A 23,554-nucleotide genomic window follows, 5' to 3' on the forward strand; every position below is an offset into this window, starting at 1 on the left:
CGCGGGTCAGCGGGCGGGTTCGGTCGTGAAGTCGTCCCAGCGGACGCGGCGCGTCATCTGCCAGTAGTCCACGATGCGCCAGGGCAGTGCGGAGATGACGCGGCCGAGAGTGTTGCGGTACCAGTTCCGCATGGCGGGATGCGTCCAGATCATCCGCGCGTGCGCCTCGTCCTGGCGGCGGGCGTAGTCGGCGTACGCCTCGGGCCGTACCTCGATCGCTCCGATACCGCAGTTCACCATGTCGGTGATGACCTCGACGATGTAGCGCACCTGGCACTCGGCGATGGTGATGTGGCTGCCCCCGTGGCCGAGCGCGGTACCGGGGCCTGCGGTCAGGAACAGGTTGGGGAACCCGGCCACGGCGATGCCGAGGTAGGCGTCGGCGTTCTCGGGCCCCCAGACGTCACGGATGGATCGGCCGTCCCGGCCACGCAGGTCCATCGGATGCAGGTACTCGTAGGTCTCGAACCCTGTGCAGAGCACGACGACGTCGACGTCGACCTCCGTGCCGTCCTCCGCCCGGACGCCGGCGGGAGTGATCGCGGCGACCGCCTCGGTGACGAGGTCGACGTCGTCGCGGCGCAGTGCGGTGAACCAGCCGTTGTCCAGCAGCATCCGTTTACCGAACGGCGGGTAGGTCGGCAGGGATTTCTCGACCAGATCGTCACGCCCCTCCAGTTCGGAGAGCAGGTGGCGGGTGAAGTGGCGCCGGTGCGAGTCGTTCACGGCGTTGACGGCACGTTCCGGATGCTCCCATTCCGGGTCGACCTGCAGCGCCGGGTGGACCTTGTCGTTCATGATCCAGGCCAGGCGGGTGCGGTACCAGCGGCGATAGAAGGGCACATGCTCCGTCAGGAACTGGACGGCGTCGCCGACGCGCTCGAAGTACACGCTGTTCGGTGCGATCCACTGCGGGGAGCGCTGGAACACCGTGACGTGCCCGGCCCGGCCCGCGATCGCCGGCACGATCTGCATGGCGCTCGCGCCCGTCCCCACGACCGCCACGCGCTTGCCGGTGAGATCGAGGTCGGCGGGCCACCGGGCGGAGTGGAAGATCGGCCCGTGGAAGTCGCCGAGTCCGGGCAGGTCGGGAACCTTCGGCCGGTTGAGCAGGCCCACCGCCGTGATGACGACGTCTGCCTCGAACTCCTCGCCCGTCGTGGTGGTGACGCGCCAGCCCTGCCGGCCGGCGTCGTAGTCGGCGTGCGCCACCTCCGTGCCGAACCGGATCATCTCGCGCAGGCCGTAGTGGTCGGCCACGTCACGCAGGTAGCCGAGCACCTCGTCGCGCTTGCCGTAGTGGGCGCTCCACTGCCGCGGTGCGAACGAGTAGGAGTACAGGTGGCTCGGGGTGTCGACGCCCGCGCCGGGATAGCGGTTCTCCAGCCAGGTGCCGCCCACGTCGGCGTTCTTCTCCAGGACGACGCAGTCGATACCCGCCTCGCGGAGCCGGATCGCGGCGAGCATGCCCGACACACCCGCCCCGATGACGATCGCGCGGAACCCGGTATCGGCCGGAGCGGAAACCGGTGCCGTCGCCCGGAAGCCCATGTCCTCCGCGGCCATCGCCACGTACTCGGCAGGCACCGGCTCGCCGGCCGCGAGGGTCATCAGCTCCAGCAGGGTGGCACCCGTCGGCGCGGGTACCGCGGGCGGGCGACCCGCTGACCAGGCCAGCACGGCGTCGACGGCCGCGGTCCGGATCTCGGCCCTGACGCGCTCCGGGAAACCGCCGTCGATGTTCTCGTCCATCCCCCGGCTGCGGGTGGGGCGGTAGGGATCGGCGAGCCAGCGCGGGTCGCCGGTGAGCTGGTAGAGCACCGGCACGAGCGCGGGCAGGTTGGCGTGCTCCATTGCGCGGGTCAATGCCTGGGAGTCGAGCGGTGCTCCCGGCTCTGGTTCGGCCAGGACGGTGGGCACAGCGCTCATGCCCATAGCCTAACCGCCGTTAGGCAATCGGGGCAGATGATAATCTCGGACGTGCCGGTCAGCGGAACAGCCCGTGGTGTCAGTGTCTAACGGCAGACAGGACGACTCACTGATGGAGCCGACGCCCGATATCGCGTGGCAGCACCGCGCCCCGGTCGGCCGGGCCACCATCGGCGACCAGCTGCGCCGCCACGCCCGCACCCGGCCGCACAAGGTCGCTCTCGTCGCCTACGACACGGCGGGAGCGCGCAGCCAGATCACCTACGGGGAGCTCGACCGTCGCGCCAACCGGTTCGCCCACCTCCTGCTCAGCCGCTCGATCCGCAGGGGTGACGTCGTGGCGGTGGTGGCCCGCAACGGCATCGACGTGGCCGCCCTCTACTACGGGACGCTGAAGGTCGGCGCCGCCATGAGCCCGGTCAACGTGATGTTCGGGGAGCGGGAGATGCGCGAGCAGCTCGCGCACGCCGAGCCCGCTGTGGTCGTGGTCGCCGGAGAATTCGCCGACCGTGTCACGGCGGCGGCCCCCGGCCTCCCCCTGCTGACGTTCGGCGACGCCCTCGAGCGGAGCCTCGCCGACCAGCCCGACACCGAGCCCGTGGCCGATGTCGACGAGCACGACGTGGCGATGCTCGTCTACACCAGCGGCACCGAGGCCACGCCGAAGGGCGTGCTGATCCAGCACCGCAACTACCTGATCTCCACCGCGCCGGCGTGGGGCTGGGGCCTGGAGACCGGTCCGGACGACACCTGGCTCTTCGTCATGCCGTTCCACACCATCTCTGGGCTCGGCTCGATGACCACGCTCACGCTGATGGGGGCCACCCTGGTGCTGCCGGCAGGCGCGGGCGCCGCCCACTCGCTGGAGGTCATCGCGCGGGAGCGCGTCACCGTGATCGCGCAGACCCCGACGTTCTACCTCGCGCTGGCAGGCGCCGAGGCGTTCGGGCCCGGCGTCGTCGGCGCCGTCCGCCGCTGCCTCACCTACGGGGGCCAGGTCACCCCCGCGGTGGTGGAGGCGTGGTCGGCGGCCGCCCCCGGCGCGCGGTGGGGCACCTACTGGGGGCAGTCGGAGCTGTCCCAGCTCGGGACGGTCGGTTGGTTCTCGACCCTCGACGACGTCCCCGGCGGCGACCCCACCTGGATCGGCAAGCCGGTGACGCACCTGGAGGCGCGGGTGGTCGACGCCGACGGCAACGACGCCGAGCTCGGCGAGCTGGTCTGCCGATCACCGTCGGTCATGCTCGGCTACCACCGCGAGCCGGAGAAGACCAGGCACGTGATGCGCGGCGGCTGGTTGCACACCGGCGACATCGTTCGGGTCGACGCCGACGGCAACCTGTTCTTCCACGACAGGCTCACCGACGTGATCAAGTCCGGTGGCATGAACGTCTCGTCGCAGGAGGTGGAGCGGGTGCTGCAGGCCCACCCCAGCGTGCTGCGCGCCGCGGTGGTGGGGCGGCCGGACCCGGTCTGGTCCGAGGCGGTCACGGCCTTCGTGGTGCCACGCTCCGGCGCCGTCCCCGACCGGGACGCCATCGTGGCGTTCTGCCGGGAGCAGCTCGCGGTGTTCAAGGTGCCGAAGGCCGTGCACGTCGTGCCCGAGCTGCCGGTCGACGCGCAGGGCAAGATCCTCAAGCGCGAGCTGCGAGCGGTGGAGCTTCCGCGGTGATCGCTCCGGAGCAGGTCGATGCGCCCCCGCCGGGGGACGGACCGGAGTCGACCGGGCCCGCCCCCGCTGCGCGGCGGCGGGTACGCCGGGCGGAGATCGTCGCCGCGGCCGCGCGGATCTTCGCGCAGCAGGGATATGCGGCCGTGGGGATGCGCGACATCGCCGAGGCCGTCGGGATCCGCGGGGCCAGCCTGTACCACCACTTCGCCTCCAAGGAGGAGATCCTCTACGCGGTGTGCCTGACCGTCACCCGCGAGCTGAACGAGCAGAACCTCCCCTTCCTCGACGCACCGGGCACACCCGGGCAGCGGTTGGCCGCATTCGTGCGCGCGCACCTGGAGTTCCTGCAGCCCCGGCGCGTCGAACACATCGTCGGGCTCCACGAGCTCGCCGCGCTCAGCCCGGCGCACCGGTCCGAGATCGACGGGTACCGGCGCTACTACCAGCGCCGCGTCCGGGACGTGATCGACGCCGGGATGAGGTCCGGGGAGTTCGCCCCGGCCGACCCCCGCCTCGCCGCCTTCGCCGCGTTCGGTGTGCTCAACGGGATCAGCAGCTGGTTCCACGAGGACGGTGCGCTGGACCTCGAGGAGGTCGTGCGCGGCTACGTGGTGCTGATCGTGGGCCGGATGCTCGGCTCACGGGAGTACGCGACCAGCTAGCTCGGGATTGCGACCCGTCCGACACACCACATGTCCTCGCACCGGTAGGCCTAGTGGATGACGATCCGAGATCCACTTTCCCGTGTAGCGGAGAAAATGGTGACGCATTGTCACTTCATCGGGCAGACGTGCATGCTGTGGCCCTGCATCTACCGCTGTCGAAGAACCTCGGGCACACTGTTGGCTCCTCTGGTCGGGAGAGGGGGGACTCAATGCGCCCGACGGCCTGTAGATATGAGTGAGACGCTAATTCTGTGCGCGCGGGCCAGTCGCCGCGGTCGGTTCTTCCTTCGATATCCACAATCGATGAGAGAGAGTCTGCCATGGCGCGTGGAGTTTCTCTGCACGTCGGCTTGAACAGTGTTGACCCAAACGCTTACGCCGGCTGGGGTGGGGCGCTCGAAGCAGGTGAGAGTGACGCTCTGGCCATGGCGCAGCTGGTTTCGAGAGTGGGCTACGAGTCCCATCGGCTGCTGAGTGCGAAAGCAACGGCCGATGCCGTACTCGAGGAAATACGACGGGCTGCGCAGGACGCCCGGGCGGGTGACATCTTCGTCCTGACGTATGCGGGCCACGGCGGGCAGTTCGATGACCTCACGAACGACGAGAGTGATCGCAAGGACGAGACGTGGTGCCTTTACGACCGCGAGATACTGGATGACGAGATCTCCATGGCGCTGGCGGCCTTCCGGGAAGGGGTGCGGGTTGTCGTCCTGTCGGACAGCTGTCATAGCGGAACGGTCACCAGGAAGAGATACAACGACTACCTGCGGTCTCGGCAGTTCCGTGCGATCGAGGAGTCGGGCGACTCGACCGATGGAAGCGGACGACTTCGCGGCGTCCCCGAACTCGTCCAACGAAAGTTGCTCGACGACGGACGGCGCCGCTACCAGAGAATAAGAGCGGAGACGACCGTGCGGGCGGCGGAGCAGGCGCCTGCCAGCATACTGCTGGTCGGTGCCTGTCAAGACAATCAAGAGGCGCTGGAGGACAGCAACCAAGGGGCCTTCACCGGCGCGGTGCTCGACGTCTGGAAGGGCGGTTCGTTCAACGGTGACTACCGTGATTTTCACGCCGCGATCCAGAAGTTACTCCCGCCTACTCAAAGCCCGAGCCTGTCCAGGACGGGACAACCGTGGCCTGCTTTCGAAAGGCAGCGACCGTTCAACCTGGCGCCGCCCGGCGACCTGTCGTCGATCGGAGCCGGCAACGGCGCGTTGGCTGCTGGGGCGGAGTCGATTCCCGAGCGCATGCGGTTCAGGGCCGAGGTGTCGGTGGCGCCGGATGATCCGGTCGCGCAGAGATTCTTCGACGTCCTCCGGGCGGTGGCGGATGTCGAGGCGGGACGGGGTCGGGCGGCACCATCGGTCGGTGAACCGGAACTACGCCCCGAGCAACTGGCTGATCTGGTGAGAATGGCCAACACGCGCGCGTACACGGTTGATGAACTATCGGATCTGTTCTCGCTCTCCGTGATGCGCGTACGGCAGATACTCGAAGGACGCTGACAACAACCCGAGTTCGGCGTGTCGGCTGTCGAGAGACATCATGGATTCGGTTCGAAAGAATGAGATCCTCATGACGACCAAGAAACATTCCGCTGCGGCACAGCGAGATGCAGAGCGCAGCCTCGAGGCTGCCGACTACCACCACCAGTCCCATGGAAGCTCGAGTTCAGGTACTTCTCATCACTCATCAACTCCTTTCGCGGAGGCGCAAATGGCTAGCCGAGGGCCGGTGGACGATGAACTGGCGCATCATCAGACGCATAGTGAGTCCGGTGGTGGCGGGGGAAGTGTCGAGGCTGTCGCGGAGAGTGTGGCGGCGACGTTGCGGGCGGCGGTTGAGCGTGAGTTGACCGGTCGTGGTCGGGGCCGGGATGGCGGTGGGGAGGTCGAGGGGCTTCTGCACAGTCAGACTCATAGCGAGGGCGCTCATGCCGTGGAGATGGAGGTTCTGCGGCGTGGCCGGGGCGCGGTGGACGATGATCTGGCGCATCATCAGACGCATAGTGAGTCCGGTGGTGGCGGGGGAAGTGTCGAGGCTGTCGCGGAGAGTGTGGCGGCGACGTTGCGGGCGGCGGTTGAGCGTGAGTTGACCGGTCGTGGTCGGGGCCGGGATGGCGGTGGGGAGGTCGAGGGGCTTCTGCACAGTCAGACTCATAGCGAGGGCGCTCATGCCGTGGAGATGGAGGTTCTGCGGCGTGGCCGGGGCGCGGTGGACGATGATCTGGCGCATCATCAGACGCATAGTGAGTCCGGTGGTGGCGGGGGAAGTGTCGAGGCTGTCGCGGAGAGTGTGGCGGCGACGTTGCGGGCGGCGGTCGAGCGTGAACTGGGCGCTCGCGGCCAAAGTCGAGATGCAGGGCCGATCAACCACAGCCAGAGCGGAGGTGGCGGAACCAGCGAAAGCGTCGACACGATGGTTCGTGATCTTGGGGATGCGCTTCGAACCGCTGTCGAAAGGGAGCTGACCTCGAGAAAGGGTAGTCGTAAAGGTCGGGATGCGAAGTGAGCGACCTGGCGTCCGGATCTGCGGCGGTAGCCGACGAGGTCATTGTCCCGCCGCTTGGTCTCGTCATCCTCAAGGTTGCCGGCCGGTGCAATTTGAATTGCTCGTACTGCTACGAGTTCAACCTGGCCGACCATCAGCTCAAGGCGCAGCCGAGATTCATGTCGGACGAGGTATTCGATGCCACTCTCCGATGCGTCGCGAGACATGTCGAGAAAAGTGGCCAGAAACGCATTGGGCTGTCCTTCCATGGTGGAGAGCCCACCCTGGTCGGCCCCGATCGGTTCGCTGACTGGTGTGCGCGGGCCGAGTCGATGCTCAGTGGGGTCGACGTACGGTTTGCCATGCAAACGAACGGCACGCTCCTCACTGAGCGGTGGGTCGACGTGCTGCTCCGACATGAAGTTGACGTCGGTATAAGTCTCGACGGTCCGCGTGAGGTCAACGACATGTTCAGGGTGGACCATGCCGGTCGTGGCTCGCACGGCAAAGTGGTGCAAGGAATCAAGCTTCTGCAGGCTGCGGGTCGGGCTCCCGGGATCCTGTCCGTGATCCAGCTCGGCGCAGATCCTCTCGTCATTCATCGACACTTCCTTGATATCGGGTGCTCGAGTATCAGTTATCTCATGCCCGACTACACTCACGACACGATCGGCGACGTCCGGGCTCGCTACGGTCCGGCCCCGTGTGCCGATTTCCTCATCCCCATCTTCGATGACTGGTGGTTCAACTCGACCATCGAGGTCCGAGTTCGCAACTTTTGGGAGGTCAGTCGCCTCATTTTGGGCGGTAAGAGCCGGATCGACGCCTTGGGCAATATTCCCCTCGGATTCGTGATCGTCAATCCCAGTGGTGATATCGAGGGCCTGGACGTGTTGAAGGCTTGCGAAGACGGGTTGACGCAGACGGGTCTCAATGTCAGGTCGGACGACTTTGTCTCGCTGCGTAGCAGGAGCCCTATGCATGCCCAGATGGTCTTCGAGGGTGCACCGCTGCCGACGGGCTGCACTGATTGCGTGGAGAGGTCGACCTGTGCCGGCGGGTACCATCCTCATCGCTATTCGCGAGCTAATGGGTTCGACAACAGAAGTGTCTGGTGTGAAGATCTGCTGAGGATCTTCGGGCACATCAGGGCCAGGTTGGGGGTTGCGGCAAACGATACTGTGAAATTGCGAACCGAGCAGCTTGTCGCGTGATCTCCGTTGAAACTATTATTCCGGTGTTGAAATGGCGTACCACCGGTCATGTCTCAGAATTGCTCGGTTTGCAAGCGCGCCGGGTTTTCGAGCGGCTGGCCGTCGCTGTGCCGACCCTGACTGGCGACACGCTCGAGGGGTTGGTCGGACTGAGCGATCGCCAGTGGCGACGCCTGGTCTTCGCACCGGAGTTCTACAGTGACGTGATGGCGGGCCGCGGGGCGGACGCGATTCGGGGGCACACGCTCGCAGAACTCGGGGTGTGTGGAGATGCTCGCGCGATCGCCAGCCTTCTTGGTCGAAACGGTATCGCCAGCACGGCACTTGGTGACGTCACATGGATACAGCGAGGAGATCGGCGACTCACGATCACGGCGCCGTCGGCGCAAGGTATTGTCGTTGACGCCATGAGCGTGCACCTCAGGCGTCCACGGTCGGGTCTGCCTCGGAGTATTCAACTGTACGACGAGACCGAGCGGGATCGTCTCTGCTCCGATATCAGCGGCGCACTTCAACAGATCTACGGCGCCAGCCCTACCGCGGGCGTCCTCGTCAATTCCGTCGTCCGGACGATCGTGGTGCGGAAGGATGCCGCACAACGATCGGTCGCCTCATGCTCGTGGCCTGGGCTCCCAGGTTGCGTGGGTCTCGTGAACCCGCTGGGTCTGGCGCGCTCCTGGCTCGTCAACTCGCTCGTGCACGAGGCTGTTCATTGCTATCTGTGCCTGACGGAGTTGCTGGGCGACTGGTACCTCGATGAGGCAGCGATGACGGCTCGCACGGTGCGGTCACCCTGGTCCGGGCGTCCTCTTCCTTTCCATTCCTTCGTTCATGCGTGCCTGGTGTGGTTCGGGTTGCTGAACTACTGGCGTCTCGATCACTCCGAAGACTCCGCCCAGTACGTGCGCCAGGCGGCACGGGGCTTTCTCCGCCCTCGCGACATCGTCTCCCAGATTCGGGCAGGTGACGGGTTGCGCCCCGAAATCGCGGACCTGGTGCTGGATGTTTGTGGTATGGGCCGGACAGTTGCATCTGAGCATGCGGAGTGTGGCCGGCAGTAAGCCACGCGGCGGTGTAGCAGCCGGCGGTGCTTCCGTTGGTGGAGCGAGATGCTCTGGCGCACCGGTGCCCATCCGGCACGAAGGGGCGGGGTCGGCTGGCCGAGGTGGGATCCCGAAATCACGCTCGCAGGCGCAGCCCCTTCGGGGTGACCCGGAAGCCGGCTTCGGTGAGCACCTCGGCCAGTGCGGAGTCGAGCGAACCGACGCCGTCGGCACGCTCGACGGCCAGCGAGCCGAGCCAGCCCTCGTGCACCGCCCCGGCCAGCGCCTGGGCGGCGGCTGCCAGCTCGTCCCGATCGACCGTGAACGACAGCAACGACCGCCCGCCCCGCTCGACGTACAGCGCGGGCGCGCCCTCGACCAGGACGACGAGCGCCCCGGCCTTCCGGCCCGGCCGGTGCTTCGTGTCGCCGACGGTGGCGGGCCAGGCGAGCGCCGCCCCGTAGGGCTGCGCCGGGTCGGCGGCGGCGAGCACCACGCGGGACAGCCCGTCGCCCTCGCCCCTCACCGCTCCGTCGTAGCCGTGGTCGGGATCGGGGCCGGCGGGGCTGCCGTCGGGCCGGGAGAGGGAACGCAGCCGGTCGATCGCGCCCGGCACGGCGAACTGCGCCGCCCCGAGCCCTTCCACGACGTAGCCGCGCCGGGCGCGGCCGGAGTCCTCCATGGCCCGCAGCACCCGGTACACCGCCGCGAACCCGCCGCTCACCCGCTCGGTGGCCAGCGCGCCGCGGGTGAGCACGCCGTGGCGTTCGAGGAACGCCTCGGCACGGGCATGGGCCCGCCGGGTGGGATCGGGCTCGCGCTCGGCGGCGAGGGCCCACCGGCCGCCCACCGACGGCGGCCCGCTCCGGCTGGGCATCGCCGGGCGGCCCGCGCGCAGCTGGGCGTATCGGCCGCGCGGGGCGGACCGCCTGCTCCGGTGCGCCGGGCCCCCGCGGCCACCCGCCCCGCGCCCACCCAGCCGCGCCCGCAGCGGGGCGAGGGTGTCGTTGCTCAGGAGCCCGGCCCACACGAGATCCCAGATCGCGGTGACCACGGCGTCGTCGGCCGGCACGGCCTCTCCACCCTCCACGAGGGTGCGCCCGGCCCGGTCGGCCAGCTCCCGGAAGAAGAGCGCACCTCCGGAGAAGCCCGGGGCACCGGCCGTGCCGCCGGCCGCCGGTGCCGCGGGATCGGCCCACCCGAGCGCCGCGAGCACCGCCCGGTGCAGAGGCGTCTCGGCGACATCGGGTTCGGCCTCGGGGAGCAGCAGGTCGGCGACGTCGGTGGGCGCGACGGCGAGCCAGCCGTCGGTGCCGGCGAGCGGGCCGCAGCCGGTCCAGGTGACCTCACCCGACGCGGTGAGCTCGTCGAGCAGCGCCGGCGTGTAGCCGGGTAGCCGAGCGGGCAGGACGAGGGACTCCAGCGCGCTGGCGGGCAGGGGAGCCCCGGCGAGCTGCTCGACCACCCCGAGCACGTCCTCGGCGCCGGGCGCGCGCCGCATCCGGCCGCGCCGCTCGCCCCCGGCACCGGCCTGCACGCCCTGCCAGGCCGGCAGGAACCGCCCCAGCGCCCGCTGCTCGACCGGCTCCACCTCGGCCCGCAGCCGGGCCAGCGACGCCCGGCGCAGGCGTCGGAGCACCTCGGCGTCGCAGTACTCGACGCTGCTCTGCGGGCCCACCGACGTGGGCCGCAGCTCGCCGCGCACGAGCCGGCCGGAGCCGACCAGCCGGTCGAGCACGCCCGCCACCACCGCGACGCCCAGCCCGAACCGGGCGGCACACTCCGCGGCCGCGAACGGCCCGTGGGTACGGGCGTAGCGCAGCACCAGATCACCCAGGGGGTCGGCCACGGGCTCGGTGAACGTCTCCGGCACGCCGACGGGCAGCGCGGCGCCCAGCGCGTCGCGTACCCGGCCGGCGTCCTCGACCGGCAGCCAGCGCTCCTCCCCGGCGATCCGCACGCGGATGACCCGCCGGGCCGCCTCCAGCCCGGTGAGCCACTCCTCGCGCACCCCGCGAGCGGCTGCCTCCGCGGTGGTGAGGTCGCCGAGGAACCGCAGGAGGTCGGACGCGCCTTCGGCGTCGCGGGCGCGGCGCTCCTCGGCGAGCCGCTGCAGCGACGCCTCGACCTCGGCCAGCACCTCGGGATCGAGCAGCTCGCGGATGGCCTCGGAGCCCAGCAGCTCGGCCAGCAGCGTGGAGTCGAGCGCCAGCGCCGCGGCCCGGCGCTCGGCCAGCGGGGCGTCGGACTCGTACAGGAACATCCCGACGTAGCCGAACAGCAGGCTGCGCGCGAACGGCGACGGCGAAGCCGTGGCCACCTCGACGACGTGCACCTTGCGGGCCTGCACGTCGGCCATCAGCTCACGCAGGCCCGGCAGGTCGTAGACGTCCTGCACGCACTCGCGCATCGCCTCGAGCGTGATCGGGAACTGCTCGTAGCGCCCCGCCACGGCCAGCAGCTGCGCCGACTTCTGGCGCTGTTGCCACAGGGGGCTGCGGCGCTTGGGGTCGCGGCGGGGGAGCAGCAGCGAGCGGGCCGCGCACTCGCGGAACCGCGACGCGTAGACCGACGATCCGCCGAGCTCGGCGACCACGATCTGCTCCACCTCGCCCGGGTCGAGCAGCACGTCCTCGGCGGTGGGCACGACCTCGGCGCCGGAGTCGTCGACGCCATAATGATCACCCACAGCGGGCAGCCGCAGCACGATGCCGTCGTCGGCGCTGGCGGCGTGCACCTCGACCCCGCGCCGCTCCCGCATGCGCGCGGCGATCGCGAGCCCCCACGGCCCGTTGACCTGCGCCCCGAACGGGGAGTGCACGACCATCCGCCAGTCGCCCAGCTCGTCGCGGAACCGCTCGATGAGGATGGTGCGGTCGCTCGGCACGTGGCGCGTGGTGTCGCGCTGCTCGTGCAGGTAGGACAGCAGGTTGTCGGTGGCCCACACGTCGAGCCCCGCCGCGGTGGCCCGCTCCCGGGCGGCGTCGTCGGGCAGCGCCGACATCTCCCGCACGAACTTCCCGACCGCCCGGCCCAGCTCCAGCGGCCTGCCGATCGACTCGCCCTTCCAGAACGGCATCCGCGCGGGCTGCCCCGGTGCCGGGGTGACGATCACGCGGTCGTGGGTGATGTCCTCCACCCGCCAGCTCGACGTGCCGAGCAGGAACGTGTCGCCGACGCGGGACTCGTAGACCATCTCCTCGTCGAGCTCGCCGACCCGCGAGCCCCTGCCGTCGGCCCCGCCCGGCGTGGTGACGGTGAAGAGGCCGCGGTCGGGGATCGTGCCCCCCGAGGTGACGGCCAGCCGTTGCGCACCGGGCCTGCCCTGCAGCTGGTCGGTGACCCGGTCCCAGGTGATCCGGGCCCGCAGCTCGCCGAACTCCTCGGACGGGTAGCGCCCGGCGAGCATGTCGAGCACCGAGTGCAGCGCCGACTCGGGCAGCGCGGCGAACGGCGCGGCTCTCCGCACGACCCGCGCGAGGTGGTCGAGCTGCCAGGGCTCCAGCGCCACCATCGCGACGATCTGCTGCGCGAGCACGTCGAGCGGGTTGCGCGGGTAGCGCATCGACTCGATGGCGCCCGACGTCATGCGTTCGGCGACGACCGCGCAGGACACCAGGTCGCCCCGGTACTTCGGGAAGACCACGCCCCGTGAGATCGCACCCACCTGGTGGCCGGCCCGGCCGACCCGCTGCAGGCCGGAGGCGACGCTCGGGGGCGCCTCCACCTGCACGACGAGGTCGACAGCGCCCATGTCGATGCCCAGCTCCAGGCTGGACGTGGCCACGACGCAGGGCAGCACCCCGGCCTTCAGCTCCTCCTCCACGAGTGTGCGCTGCTCGCGCGACATCGACCCGTGGTGGGCCTTCGCCACCGTGGCCGCGGCACCGCCCCCGATGCCCGACTGCCCGATCGCCTCCGCAGGGAAGGCGTCGAGATCCTGGACCTCGCCGCCCTCCAGCTCCTCGGCGGCCAGCTCGTTGAGCCGCGCCGTGAGCCGCTCGGCCAGCCGCCGGGAGTTGGAGAACACGATGGTGGAACGGTGGGCCCGGACCAGCTCCAGCAGCCGCCGCTCCACCGCGGGCCAGATCGACGGCCGCTCGGCGGTGCCCGCTGCCGACCCGATGACCTCCTCGTCGGAGCTGCCCGGCGCCGGACGCTCGTCGAGGGCCGCCAGATCGGGCACCGGCACCTCGACGGAGACCTCGATCGTCTTCGGGATCGGCGGCTGCACGACCTCGACCGGGCGCGCGCCTGCGAGGAACGTGGACACCTCGTCGAGGGGGCGCACGGTGGCCGAGAGCCCGATGCGCTGGGCCGGCTTCTCCAGCAGCTCGTCGAGCCGCTCCAGGGACAGCGCGAGGTGGGCGCCGCGCTTGGTGCCCGCCACGGCGTGCACCTCGTCGAGGATGACCGTCTGCACCCCCCGCAGCGACTCCCGCGCGGCCGAGGTGAGGATCAGGAACAGCGACTCCGGGGTGGTGACCAGTACGTCGGGCGGAGTGCGGGCGAACTGGCGGCGCTCGTCGGCCGGGGTGTCGCCGGTGCGCATGCCGACGGTGATGTCCGGGACCGGGAGCCCGAGGCGCTGCGCCGCCTGCCGGATGCCGGCGAGCGGCGAGCGCAGGTTGCGCTGCACGTCGACGGCGAGTGCCTTGAGTGGGGAGACGTAGAGGACCCGGCAGCGGTGGCGGGGCTCCTCCGGCGGCGGCCCGGTGGCCAGCCGGTCGAGCGCCCACAGGAACGCGGCGAGCGTCTTGCCCGAGCCGGTGGGGGCCACGACCAGGGCGTGCTTCCCCGCCTGCGCCGCGCGCCACGCGCCCTCCTGCGCCGCCGTGGGCACGGCGAAGGCACCGCCGAACCAGTCACGGGTGGCGGCGGAGAAGCCGTCGAGTGCGCTCACGCCGACCATCATGCGCCCGACCACCGACAGTCCGCGGCGTTCCGCCCCGGCCGTCCCCGGCGGTCAGGTCCCCGCGGTGAGCTCCCGCACGAGCTCGGCCACCGCGCGGTCGGCACCGCTGCCCGGCCGCCACGTGCAGGCGAGCCCGATGGCGACCACCTCGCAGGAGGCCAGCACGTGGCGCACGGCCGCGGCGACGGCGGGCAGCCGGGGACCGTCCGGCACGGGGAACAACAGCCCGGGCAGGTCGCGCGCATCGACCACGTCGACGTCGAGGTGCAGGTAGACCGGTCGGTGGGGCGGCAGCCCGGTGCCGACGTCCGCCACCGGCACGCGCCGGATCGCCGACGTGGCGAGGTATGCCTCCTCCGGCGGGTCGAGGTCCCGCGCGTCGACGAGCAGCACGTCCGGCTCGGGCACGACGCGCAGGCCGATCCGTTCCGCGACCGTCCGGTCCGCTCCGCCGACCAGCTGACGCACCGGCATGCCGCCGAGGTAGCCCGAGGCCGACGTCTCCGGGGTCTGGACGTCGCCGTGGCCGTCGAACCAGACGAGCGCCGGATCCAGCCCGGCCCGCTGCAGACCGGCGACCACGCCGAGCGAGGTGGTGCAGTCCCCGGAGAGGACCAGCGGCACCCGGCCCGCGGTGACGTCGGCGGCGACGGCGTCCGCGACCTCGTCGTAGAGCACGGCCATCCGCTCCCACGGCGAGCCGGGCCCGAGCTCCGGGGGCGCGATGCTGCGCTGCGGGGCGAGCGGCAGCTCCAGCGCAGGCAGGTGCTCGTCGAGGTGGAACGGCACGGCGATCACGGTCACGCCCTCATGCTGCCCGCTCCCGCTGGGGCCAGGAAAATGCGTTTCCGGCGAAGCCACGTTCCCGGACCGCCGCCACCACCACGCACACACGACGAGGAGCGCCCCTGATGCCCGACGTCATCCGCCTGATCCTGGACGACCACGAGACCTTCCGGAACCGGTTCGCGGAGCTGGAGAAGCTCCGGGACGCCCCGGAGGCCGCCGCCGAGCTGTGGAAGGGGCTGTCGGCCCACCTCGAGGTCCACGCCTCCGCGGAGGAGGAGCACTTCTATCCCGCGCTCCTGCAGCACGTCGAGGACAGCGAGGACGAGACGAAGGACGCGATCAAGGACCACGACGAGATCCGCGACGGCATCCGGCGCGCGGCGGCCGCGGAGGTCGGCAGCGACGAGTGGTGGGCCGGCATCCAGGACGCCCGCGAGGCCAACGACGAGCACCTCGCCGAGGAGGAGCGCGACGACATCCCCGACTTCCTGCGCGCCGCGTCGGTGGAGCTGCGCCAGGAGCTGGGGGCCAGGTTCGAGCGGTTCGAGGACGAGCACCCCGGTGCGCGCGGGCTCTCGGGCGAGGACAAGGACCCCGACGAGTACGTGGCCGGGAACAGCTGACCTCGTGGTCGACGCCAGGTTCCTGAAGGCGGTCCGAGTGCCGGTCAGCGCCTGCGGTTCAGCCACCACCAGCGCACCAGCACGACGAGCGACGCCAGCAGCCCGGCCAGCACGACCAGCTGCCCGACCGGCGACGACAGCCCGGTGGGGTCCTGCGCGAGAACGGACATCACGGACAGGACGCTACCGGCTGAGCCATTCGGGCGTCGCCGTGCCGAAGGACGGTGCGGGCGGGGGCCACGCCAGCGGGCGCCCGTCGAGCGTTCCGGGCGGACGGGCGAGCGTGAGGACGCCGCCGGGGGTGTCGAGCTCCTGCAGGTAGGGGGCCGGGTCGCCGTCCTGCGCCGGGGCGGCCTCCTCCCGGGGCAGCCCCTGCAACCAGGCCGCGGTGCCCACCAGCGACAGCCGGACGTGGTGGCTCCCGCCCTCGGTGTGCTGGCGGGTGAGCGCGAGCAGGGCCGCCGTGGCGGCCAGGTAGCCGGTGGCGTGGTCGAGCACCTGGGCCGGGAGGGCCCCCGGCCGGTCACCGTCGCCCTCGGCCAGTGCGATCCCGCACGCCGCCTGCACGATGCTGTCGAACCCGCGCCGGTGCGCCCACGGACCGCTGTGGCCCCACGCCGACAGCGTGACCGTCACCAGCCCGGGATGTCGCTGCGCGAGCTCCTCGGGGGCGAGCCCGAAGCGGTCGAGGGCCCCGGGGCGGTACCCGGTGACCACGACGTCGGCGCCGGCCAGCAGCCGCTCCAGTTCCGCCGGCCCGGCCCGGAGGTCGAGCAGCGCGCTGCGCTTGCCGGGCAGCGTGTCGGCGGCCTGCAGCGGGATCTCCGGCCGGTCCGGCGCGTCGAGCCGCAGCACGTCGGCGCCGTGGACGGCCAGCGTGCGGGTGGCGACCGGGCCGGCGATGACGCGGGTCAGGTCGAGCACCCTCGGCCTGCGCACGGGGCGGGCGGGAGCGACGCCGAGCACCCGGTGCTCGAGGAGCGCGGGCGGTGGGCCCGCGACGGCCCGGAAGGCGTCCTCGGTGCGCACGACCGCGCCGATGCCGCCGGCCTCGTACAGCGCGTCCTCCAGCTCCAGGCCGGGCCGCTCCGCGATCGCCGCCGGGACCTCCTCCGCCGTGCAGCCCAGCACGTGCAGGGCCGCCGCCCGGTGCCACGGGTAGTTGGCGTGCAGCCGCAGCCACCCGTCGGCGGTGCGGTGGAACGCCGAGAGCGTGTCGAACGGGCTGCCCAGCGGCTGTCCGTCGAGGCGTACGTACCTCTCGCTGCGCAGTGCCACGGCGAGCCCGCGGGTGTCGAGCCCGACCCGCGCGCCGGTGCCCAGCGTGCCGGCGAGCAGGCCGGCGCCGACCGCGGCGGCGCCGGCGCGGGTGACGGGGAACGTCGACGCCAGGGTGGCCGCCGGTCCGGTGAGGGAGAGCCGGTCGAGCTCGCCGGGCGCGCCACCGGCGGCGGCCCAGAGCGACGGCAGCGGGTCGGTCACCCGGCCAGCGTCCCAGCTACCGTGGTCGGGGTGCGACTGACGTACTTCCGGGAACTGATGGAGGGCGAGTTCGGCACCGCCCGGGCCGCCTCGGTGTCCCACGACCACGTGTTCGCCGAGCTCGGTGGCCGCACCGTGGAGCAGGCCCTCGAGGCCGGGATAGACCCGCGCGACGTGTGGAAGGCGGTCTGCGACGCCTACGACGTGCCGCCGGTGCGCCGCTGAGCGCACCGAACCGGCCACCGTGCGGCAGGGGGCGGGCGATCCTAGCCGTCGGGCGTGTCGGCTAGGGGATCGAACAGGTGTTCGCTATGCTCCTGTCCACACCGCGGTGCGGCTGTCCACAGATCGCCACCGCTCCCGCAGATTGTCAGTGGCGCCTCCTACTGTCGACGCCAGACCGACAGACAGTCCCGAGTACCTGAGGTGGAGACCGGCGATGACCCCCGCACCCGACCGCGAGAAGGCACTCGAACTCGCGCTCGCCCAGATCGAGAAGAACCACGGCAAGGGCTCGGTGATGCGTCTCGGCGACGACACCCGGCCGCCCATCGGGGTGATCCCCACCGGGTCCATCGCCCTCGACGTCGCTCTCGGGGTGGGCGGCCTTCCCCGCGGCCGCGTCGTGGAGATCTACGGCCCCGAGTCCAGCGGTAAGACCACCGTCGCCCTGCACGCGGTGGCCAACGCGCAGGCGGCGGGCGGTATCGCCGCGTTCATCGACGCGGAGCACGCGCTCGACCCCGAGTACGCCAAGGCTCTCGGCGTCGACACCGACGCCCTGCTCGTCTCCCAGCCCGACACCGGTGAGCAGGCGCTCGAGATCGCCGACATGCTGATCCGCTCCGGCGCGCTCGACATCATCGTCGTCGACTCGGTGGCCGCGCTCGTGCCGCGCGCCGAGATCGAGGGCGAGATGGGCGACAGCCACGTCGGCCTGCAGGCCCGGCTCATGAGCCAGGCGCTGCGCAAGATCACCGGTGCGCTGAGCAACTCCGGCACCACGATGATCTTCATCAACCAGCTGCGCGAGAAGATCGGCGTCATGTTCGGCTCGCCGGAGACCACCACGGGTGGCAAGGCGCTCAAGTTCTACGCCTCGGTGCGGCTCGACATCCGCCGGATCGAGACCCTCAAGGACGGCTCCGACATGGTCGGCAACCGCACCCGGGTCAAGGTCGTGAAGAACAAGGTGGCGCCGCCGTTCAAGCAGGCGGAGTTCGACATCCTCTACGGCGTCGGCATCAGCCGTGAGGGTTCGCTGGTCGACGTGGGCGTCGAGCAGGGCATCGTCCGCAAGTCCGGTGCCTGGTACACCTACGAGGGCGACCAGCTCGGCCAGGGCAAGGAGAACGCCCGCAAGTTCATGCGTGAGAACCCCGACGTCGCCGCCGAGGTCGAGAAGAAGATCAAGGAGAAGCTCGGTATCGGGGCCCAGCTCGACGCCGAGACTCCGCTGCCGGCACCGGTCGACTTCTGAGCATGACGCCGGGCCGGGAGAGCACCACCCCGGAGCAGGACACCGTCCGCGTCGCCCGGTTCGACGAGGTCGGCAGTTTCGCCGGGGCCACCGGTGACGACGGAACCGGCAGCGGCGATGGAGCCGGCAGCAGCGACGACGGGGCGGCGGCTCCGGTGGCCCGGCTGGACGCCACCGGCCCCGCCGGCCTGGTCCGTCCGGCGGCCGACCTCACCGGCCTGGATGCGCTCGCCTCCGAGGCGGCGCCGGTCGCATCGTTCGCGCCCGGCGACGACGGGGGAGCCGGTGGCGCCACGGAGCCGGACGTGGCGCCCGTGGCCCTGTTCGACGCCGGACAGCTGGCGAGCGCCCGCGATGTGCCGGTGGCCGAGCTCGGCACCGACACCCGGGGCCGCTCGACCGGGCGCCGGGCACCGTCACCGGGCCGGGGTGAACGTCGCCCGCGGCGCGAGGAGCGCAGTGTCCCTGACCGGAGCGCCCCTGACCGGAGCGGCCCGGGCCGGCGTGCTGACAGCCGGGGTGGCGCTGCACGGGATGACCCCGCGCGGGATGGCGGCGCCGACACCATTCCGGACGCCGACCCTCCCGCGCCGGAGACCGGTGGCCGGAGGGGCCGGGGCCGGGCGGAGCGCAGGTCCGGCGCCGGTCCGGAGCGCGACGGCGATCCGGTCGTCATGGCGCGGGAGATCTGCCTCCGGCTGCTCACCGACCGCGCGCGCACCCGGCAGGAGCTGGCGCAGGCACTGCGGCGCAAGGGCATCCCCGACGATGCGGCCGCCACGGTGCTCGAGCGGTTCGACGAGGTCGGCCTGATCGACGACGCCGCCTTCGCCGGACAGTGGGTCCGCTCCCGCCACGCGTACCGCGGCCTCGCCCGCCGGGCGATCGCGGTCGAGCTGCGCCGCAAGGGCGTCGACGACGAGGTGGCGGGCGAGGCGCTGGCCGAGGTCGACGGCGAGTCCGAGGAGCGGCGGGCGCGCCAGCTGGTCGACCGCAAGCTCCGCTCGCTCACGGTCACCACCCCCGAGCAACAGGCGGTCGCCGGGCGCCGGCTGGTCGGGATGCTCGCCCGCAAGGGCTACGGCGCCGGCGTGGCCTACCGCGTGGTGCGGGAGGCGCTGGCCCAGCACGGCGCGGAGCTCGACGACGCGGAACTTCCCGACGACTGACCAGATGGGCTGCGCGCCGGCTGTGGTCCTCGCAGCAGCCCTGGGCCCTGCAAGGACCACAGCGAGCGCGCGAGCGATCGGTGTCATGCCTCCGGACGCGCCGTCTGCAGCAGGGCCTGCTGGGCCGCGCCGGCCAGCCAGGCCTCGGCGCGGTCGAAGTCCCATCCTTGCTCGCCCACGAGGGTGTACCAGGCCGAGCGGCCCAGGTAGAACCAGAGCAGGTCGACAGCGGCGGCGTGGTCCAGCGCCGGCTTCAGTGCGTCCAGGGCCGTGAGCCGGTCGGCCACTGCCGACATGACACCGAGGTAGGCCGCCTTGGCCTCGTCCAGGACGGGCGCGGCGGACGGTTCCCCGAGGCTGCGGTAGAGCAGGCCCCAGACAAGATCCCAGTGTCGCTCCTGCGCCTGCCGGGTGCCCGCCGCGGTGATCGCGATGACCCTGCGCGGGTCGTCGGTGCTCGCGATGCCGGTGAGGGTCTGCTCGACCGCGGGGTCCTCGACCGCCGGCGTCAGCAGGGCCTTCAAGATCGCCGCCTTGCCGCCGGTACTGCCGTAGACGGTCGGGACCGCCACTCGCGCGGCCGTGGCGATGTCCGCCACGGTCACCTGCGCGTAGCCCTCGGCGAGGAACAGCCTGCGGCTGCTCTCGAGGATCGCCTCGCGGGTGGCGAGCGCGGCGTCCCGACGTCGAGGTGAGTTGTAGGAGCGCATCCCCGCATGTTACTTCTGACATAGAGAGATTAATTGACAATATATGCCTACTATCAATACTGTGGCGCTGGTGAGAGACACCCGGGCGACGGCGGTCGTCGAGACTCGCCTCGTGCACGACCTCCATCGGAGGGTGAGCACTGTGCTGGCAGAAGCCGCTGCTCGCCCAGCGGCCTCCGCGGCTGCCCTGGCCGAGCTGCGCGACTTCCTCGTCGTGCAGCTGGAAACCCACCACGAGTGCGAAGACCACATCCTGTGGCCGATGATCGAGGACCGGGCTCCTGGGACCGCAGAGTCGTTCGCCGCCCTCAGCGCTGAGCACGACCAGTTGGACGCCGCACTCGACGCGCTCGCCGAGGCGCCGGTCGACGACACCGACCGGACCGCGCTCCTCGACTCGGCGGTCGCACTGCGCGAACTGGTCCACACGCATCTGGAGCACGAGGAGCCCGTCCTGCTCCCGGCCCTGCGCGATCACGTCTCCGAAGAGGCGTGGGAAGGCTTCGTCCGGCAGGTCCGCGCGGCGACGCCCGAGGTGGGAACGCACCTGCTGGTCGGTTTCTTGGAGCAGGTCGGCACCCCGGAGGAGGCGGACATCGTTCTGCGGGACGTGCCCGCGCCGGTGCGGGCGGCCTTGCGCGAGCAGGCGCAGGGAACTCTCGGCCGGCTGACGGGGGACTGCTGACGGGCCAGGGTGCGGTGCACCGGGGACGACGTCGTGACCATGCACGGACGAGGAGCCCACGAGATGCGGATCGGCTTCAACCTGCCGCAGTTCGGCAGCCATGCGCACCATCCGGAGGGCGTTGCGGAGTTCGCCCGCCGGGCCGAGGAGATGGGGGCGGACAGCCTCTGGGTGGGGGACCGGCTGCTGGCCCCGCTCGAGCCGGAGGTCAACTATCCGGGCACCACGGCGTTTCCGGCGGAGTTCCGGGCGGGGCTGGACCCGTTCGCGGCGCTGACCGTCGCTGCTGTGGTCACCACCCGGCCGCTCCTGGGGAGCAGCGTGCTCGTCGCGCCCTGGTACGCCCCGCCACTACTCGCCCGTTCCCTCGCCACCATCGATCAGCTCAGCGGTGGCCGCGTGATCGCCGGCCTCGGCGTCGGGTGGTCTCCCGAGGAGTTCCGGTCCGTCGGCGTGCCGATGGGGGAGCGCGGTTCCCGGTTCGACGAGTGCCTCGATGCACTCGCGGCGTACTGGGGCACCAACCCCGTCGAGCACCACGGGAGGTTCTGGTCCACCGCCGCCGGCTACGTCGACGTCAAGCCGGTGCAGCGTCCCGGCCCACCCGTCTACCTGGCCGCGTTCACGCCTGCCGGCATGACCCGGGTGGGACGTCGCGCCGACGGTTTCCTTCCGGCGGTGACTCCCGGCCCATTCGAGCCGACGATCGTCACCGGCCCGATGAGCCGCATCCGGGCCGCGGCCGCACGGGCGGGCCGCGACCCGCACGAGCTCGGCGTCATTCTCCGGGTCAACACGATGGCGGGTGACTCGGTGCACGGCATCGCCGAGGTCGTGCTCCGGGCTCGTGACGAAGCCGCGGTGGACCACGCCTTCGTCGACCTCACCTACCGCGACCTGGCCACGAGCGTCGAGCACGCCGTGGATCTGGCCGGGCGCGTGCTCGATCTGGTTCGCTAGTCCTCGTGGCCGAGCGCGCGCAGCTGCGGCTGCTCGCGCAGGCTGCGCTTCAGCTCCGCGAACCCGGGGAAACGGGCCAGGGCGATGACGTGGTCCCACAGCTCGGCGGCCTGCTGCTCGTCCGGGACCCTGCTGATCACCGGGCCGAAGAACGCGACCCCGGCCGGGGGCTGGAAGTGCAGGATCGGGGTGCCGACGTCCTTGCCGGTCAGCGACAGCGCCTCGTCGGTCTCGGCCTGGATCTCGGGGTCCAGGGAGGAGTCGTCGAGGGCGTCGGCCAGCGTTGCCGGCAGGCCGAGCCCGGTGAGCACCGGTTCGACGAAGTCCCTGGTGCCGCGCGCCTCACCCTCGGGGGCGTCCCCGGCCTTGGCGTCGAAGATCTGCGTGCCCAGCGCTTCGTAGAGCCGGCCGACGGCGTCGCGCCCCTGCTCGGCCCGCGTGCGCGCCGCCACCCGCAGCAGCCGCAGGCCCGCCGTGTGCACCCCGTCGTAGCCCGGCGCGAAGTGGGTGTCGTAGTCGAGGTGGGAGTTGAGCAGTCGCAGCGAGATGAACCGCCAGTCCACCCGGTAGTCCCGCTGCACCTGCACGGTCCGCACCCACTTGCTGGTGATCCAGGCGAACGGGCACACCGGATCGAAGTAGAAGTGGATTTCGGCATCGGCCATGTTTCGCAGGCTAATCCGCGCAGCGGCGACCGGACTGATCCCTCCGTCACTCCACCGGTTCGGCACCGCGCGGCGCCGAGGAGTCCGGGCGGCGCAGCACCTGCACGTCCCCGGGGAACCCGTCGCCCGCCGACAGCACGGCGAGGAAGGACAGCAGGGTGTCGCGGAACGCGCGCACGGCGTGGGTGGGGGTGAGATCGGCGCGTCGGGCGAGCGCGACGGTCCGGTACAGCGGAGGGGTGAGCACGGTGCGGCGCAGGCGCGGCCTGCCCGCGAACACCAGGTCCGGCACCACCGCCACACCGGTGCCGGCCTCCACCAGCCGCAGCACCGCGTCCATCTCCCCGCCCTCCACCGCGAACCGGGGCGTCACCCCGGCGTCGGCGTACGCCTTCAGGGTGGCCTCGCGCAGGTCGTAGCCCTGCCGGGGGACCACGAGTGAACGCCGGGACAGCTCCAGCACCGTCATCGAGCCCCGCGACGACGGCGCGCGGTCCGAGGTCGGGGAGGCCACCGACAGCCGCTCCCGCAGCACCGGCATGGTGTGCAGCGCCGGGTCGATGCCCGGCGGCGGGACGATCACCAGCGCCACGTCGAGCTCGCCCCGCACGAGCGAGCGCACCAGCGGCTGCGAGCCGCTCTCCACCAGTTCCAGCCGGACGTCGGGGTACTTCTCGTGGAACACGCGCAGCACGTCGGCCAGCACGCCGATGCACAGTGACGGGGTGGCCCCCACCCGGACGCGGCCGCCGCGGAGCCCGACGATCTCGGCCACGGCGGTGCGGGCGCTCTCCGAGTCGGCCAGCATGCGCCGGGCGAGTGGCAGCACCGCCTCTCCTGCGGGGGTGAGGACGGGCCCGTCCCGGCTCCCGCGGTCGACGAGCGGCGCACCGAGCTCGTCCTCGAGGGCCCTGAGCTGGCGCGACAGCGTGGGCTGCGCCACGCCGAGGGACTCGGCAGCCCGAGTGAAGCTGCGCACGTCGGCCACGGCGACGAAGTACGCAAGCTGCTGAAGCGTCACGCTAATAGCGTACGTGCATCGGCAGTGGCAGTTCGATGCATT

20 protein-coding genes are annotated in these 23,554 nt (G+C 71.4%); 11 read left to right on the forward strand and 9 right to left on the reverse strand.

The window, feature by feature from the left end:
• Positions 1-6: 6 nt before the first annotated feature.
• Positions 7-1,929, reverse strand: coding sequence for a flavin-containing monooxygenase (locus ACQPZA_RS09375; RefSeq protein WP_433279833.1), 1,923 nt, complete (start codon positions 1,927-1,929; stop codon positions 7-9).
• A 112-nt stretch (positions 1,930-2,041) separates the two neighbouring features.
• Here ACQPZA_RS09375 and ACQPZA_RS09380 point away from each other — a divergent pair, with 112 nt between their 5' ends.
• The 3 genes from ACQPZA_RS09380 (at position 2,042) to ACQPZA_RS09390 (ending at position 5,771) form a co-directional block, all read left to right on the forward strand.
• Positions 2,042-3,601 (forward strand): class I adenylate-forming enzyme family protein, encoded by a 1,560-nt coding sequence (locus ACQPZA_RS09380; RefSeq protein ID WP_433279834.1) that lies wholly within the window; start codon positions 2,042-2,044, stop codon positions 3,599-3,601.
• The gene (locus ACQPZA_RS09385; RefSeq protein WP_433279835.1) at positions 3,598-4,263 is read left to right on the forward strand and encodes a TetR/AcrR family transcriptional regulator; all 666 of its coding nucleotides are present in this window, start codon (positions 3,598-3,600) and stop codon (positions 4,261-4,263) included. The genes ACQPZA_RS09380 and ACQPZA_RS09385 overlap by 4 nt, the downstream gene beginning before the upstream one ends.
• Before the next feature lie 323 nt (positions 4,264-4,586).
• Positions 4,587-5,771 (forward strand): caspase family protein, encoded by a 1,185-nt coding sequence (locus ACQPZA_RS09390; protein ID WP_433279836.1) that lies wholly within the window; start codon positions 4,587-4,589, stop codon positions 5,769-5,771.
• A gap of 187 nt (positions 5,772-5,958) precedes the next feature.
• Here the strand turns inward: ACQPZA_RS09390 and ACQPZA_RS09395 are convergent, their stop codons facing one another.
• The gene (locus ACQPZA_RS09395) at positions 5,959-6,642 is read right to left on the reverse strand and encodes a hypothetical protein (protein ID WP_433279837.1); all 684 of its coding nucleotides are present in this window, start codon (positions 6,640-6,642) and stop codon (positions 5,959-5,961) included.
• A gap of 131 nt (positions 6,643-6,773) precedes the next feature.
• Here ACQPZA_RS09395 and ACQPZA_RS09400 point away from each other — a divergent pair, with 131 nt between their 5' ends.
• Complete coding sequence (locus ACQPZA_RS09400) at positions 6,774-7,970, forward strand: radical SAM protein (protein WP_433279838.1); 1,197 nt, start codon at positions 6,774-6,776, stop codon at positions 7,968-7,970.
• Positions 7,967-9,031: an aKG-HExxH-type peptide beta-hydroxylase gene (locus tag ACQPZA_RS09405; protein ID WP_433279839.1), complete on the forward strand. Its 1,065-nt coding sequence runs from the start codon at positions 7,967-7,969 to the stop codon at positions 9,029-9,031. Before ACQPZA_RS09400 ends, ACQPZA_RS09405 begins: the two co-directional genes overlap by 4 nt.
• A 118-nt stretch (positions 9,032-9,149) precedes the next feature.
• On the opposite strand, the gene ACQPZA_RS09410 is transcribed toward ACQPZA_RS09405, so the two are convergent.
• Positions 9,150-13,928: an ATP-dependent helicase gene (locus ACQPZA_RS09410; protein WP_433279840.1), complete on the reverse strand. Its 4,779-nt coding sequence runs from the start codon at positions 13,926-13,928 to the stop codon at positions 9,150-9,152.
• A gap of 51 nt (positions 13,929-13,979) precedes the next feature.
• Complete coding sequence (locus ACQPZA_RS09415; protein ID WP_433279841.1) at positions 13,980-14,732, reverse strand: arginase family protein; 753 nt, start codon at positions 14,730-14,732, stop codon at positions 13,980-13,982.
• 107 nt (positions 14,733-14,839) lie between these two features.
• Here ACQPZA_RS09415 and ACQPZA_RS09420 point away from each other — a divergent pair, with 107 nt between their 5' ends.
• Positions 14,840-15,340: a hemerythrin domain-containing protein gene (locus ACQPZA_RS09420; RefSeq protein ID WP_433279842.1), complete on the forward strand. Its 501-nt coding sequence runs from the start codon at positions 14,840-14,842 to the stop codon at positions 15,338-15,340.
• Positions 15,341-15,384: 44 nt separating this feature from the next.
• Here the strand turns inward: ACQPZA_RS09420 and ACQPZA_RS09425 are convergent, their stop codons facing one another.
• Both ACQPZA_RS09425 and ACQPZA_RS09430 read right to left on the reverse strand, forming a co-directional pair.
• Complete coding sequence (locus ACQPZA_RS09425; protein ID WP_281359816.1) at positions 15,385-15,513, reverse strand: hypothetical protein; 129 nt, start codon at positions 15,511-15,513, stop codon at positions 15,385-15,387.
• Positions 15,514-15,523: 10 nt separating this feature from the next.
• Positions 15,524-16,822, reverse strand: a complete 1,299-nt coding sequence (locus ACQPZA_RS09430; RefSeq protein ID WP_433279843.1) for a CoA transferase — start codon at positions 16,820-16,822, stop codon at positions 15,524-15,526.
• A gap of 30 nt (positions 16,823-16,852) precedes the next feature.
• On the opposite strand from ACQPZA_RS09430, the gene ACQPZA_RS09435 reads away from it, so the two are divergent.
• The 3 genes from ACQPZA_RS09435 (at position 16,853) to ACQPZA_RS09445 (ending at position 19,471) form a co-directional block, all read left to right on the forward strand.
• The gene (locus tag ACQPZA_RS09435) at positions 16,853-17,047 is read left to right on the forward strand and encodes a DUF3046 domain-containing protein (protein ID WP_169397592.1); all 195 of its coding nucleotides are present in this window, start codon (positions 16,853-16,855) and stop codon (positions 17,045-17,047) included.
• A 214-nt stretch (positions 17,048-17,261) separates the two neighbouring features.
• Entirely contained in the window at positions 17,262-18,302 is a 1,041-nt protein-coding gene (gene recA, locus ACQPZA_RS09440; protein ID WP_169397591.1) for a recombinase RecA, read from the forward strand.
• Between the two features lie 2 nt (positions 18,303-18,304).
• Positions 18,305-19,471: a regulatory protein RecX gene (locus ACQPZA_RS09445; RefSeq protein WP_433279844.1), complete on the forward strand. Its 1,167-nt coding sequence runs from the start codon at positions 18,305-18,307 to the stop codon at positions 19,469-19,471.
• Between the two features lie 83 nt (positions 19,472-19,554).
• Here the strand turns inward: ACQPZA_RS09445 and ACQPZA_RS09450 are convergent, their stop codons facing one another.
• A complete protein-coding gene (locus ACQPZA_RS09450) occupies positions 19,555-20,181 on the reverse strand; it encodes a TetR/AcrR family transcriptional regulator (RefSeq protein WP_433279845.1) in 627 nt (208 codons plus the stop codon).
• 70 nt (positions 20,182-20,251) lie between these two features.
• Between ACQPZA_RS09450 and ACQPZA_RS09455 the strand changes: the two genes are divergently transcribed.
• Together ACQPZA_RS09455 and ACQPZA_RS09460 are read left to right on the forward strand one after the other, a co-directional pair.
• Positions 20,252-20,866, forward strand: coding sequence for a hemerythrin domain-containing protein (locus ACQPZA_RS09455; RefSeq protein ID WP_433279846.1), 615 nt, complete (start codon positions 20,252-20,254; stop codon positions 20,864-20,866).
• A gap of 39 nt (positions 20,867-20,905) precedes the next feature.
• Positions 20,906-21,826, forward strand: coding sequence for a TIGR03619 family F420-dependent LLM class oxidoreductase (locus ACQPZA_RS09460; protein WP_433282740.1), 921 nt, complete (start codon positions 20,906-20,908; stop codon positions 21,824-21,826).
• Here ACQPZA_RS09460 and ACQPZA_RS09465 read toward each other — a convergent pair.
• Together ACQPZA_RS09465 and ACQPZA_RS09470 are read right to left on the reverse strand one after the other, a co-directional pair.
• Positions 21,823-22,491, reverse strand: coding sequence for a mycothiol-dependent nitroreductase Rv2466c family protein (locus ACQPZA_RS09465; RefSeq protein WP_433279847.1), 669 nt, complete (start codon positions 22,489-22,491; stop codon positions 21,823-21,825). The genes ACQPZA_RS09460 and ACQPZA_RS09465 overlap by 4 nt on opposite strands.
• 46 nt (positions 22,492-22,537) lie before the next feature.
• Positions 22,538-23,512: a LysR family transcriptional regulator gene (locus tag ACQPZA_RS09470; RefSeq protein WP_169397587.1), complete on the reverse strand. Its 975-nt coding sequence runs from the start codon at positions 23,510-23,512 to the stop codon at positions 22,538-22,540.
• Positions 23,513-23,554: the final 42 nt, after the last annotated feature.

The sequence above is a fragment of the Pseudonocardia xinjiangensis genome (assembly GCF_050948425.1).
Taxonomy (GTDB): domain Bacteria; phylum Actinomycetota; class Actinomycetes; order Mycobacteriales; family Pseudonocardiaceae; genus Pseudonocardia; species Pseudonocardia xinjiangensis.

Bases quoted from the DNA above. Each gene is read 5' to 3' on its own strand.
- ACQPZA_RS09375 (WP_433279833.1), bottom strand. From the start codon at position 1,929: ATGAGCGCTGTGCCCACCGTCCTGGCCGAACCAGAGCCGGGAGCACCG.
- ACQPZA_RS09380 (WP_433279834.1), top strand. From the start codon at position 2,042: ATGGAGCCGACGCCCGATATCGCGTGGCAGCACCGCGCCCCGGTCGGC.
- ACQPZA_RS09390 (WP_433279836.1), top strand. From the start codon at position 4,587: ATGGCGCGTGGAGTTTCTCTGCACGTCGGCTTGAACAGTGTTGACCCA.
- ACQPZA_RS09410 (WP_433279840.1), bottom strand. From the start codon at position 13,928: ATGATGGTCGGCGTGAGCGCACTCGACGGCTTCTCCGCCGCCACCCGT.
- ACQPZA_RS09420 (WP_433279842.1), top strand. From the start codon at position 14,840: ATGCCCGACGTCATCCGCCTGATCCTGGACGACCACGAGACCTTCCGG.
- recA (WP_169397591.1), top strand. From the start codon at position 17,262: ATGACCCCCGCACCCGACCGCGAGAAGGCACTCGAACTCGCGCTCGCC.
- ACQPZA_RS09445 (WP_433279844.1), top strand. From the start codon at position 18,305: ATGACGCCGGGCCGGGAGAGCACCACCCCGGAGCAGGACACCGTCCGC.
- ACQPZA_RS09450 (WP_433279845.1), bottom strand. From the start codon at position 20,181: ATGCGCTCCTACAACTCACCTCGACGTCGGGACGCCGCGCTCGCCACC.
- ACQPZA_RS09460 (WP_433282740.1), top strand. From the start codon at position 20,906: ATGCACGGACGAGGAGCCCACGAGATGCGGATCGGCTTCAACCTGCCG.
- ACQPZA_RS09465 (WP_433279847.1), bottom strand. From the start codon at position 22,491: ATGGCCGATGCCGAAATCCACTTCTACTTCGATCCGGTGTGCCCGTTC.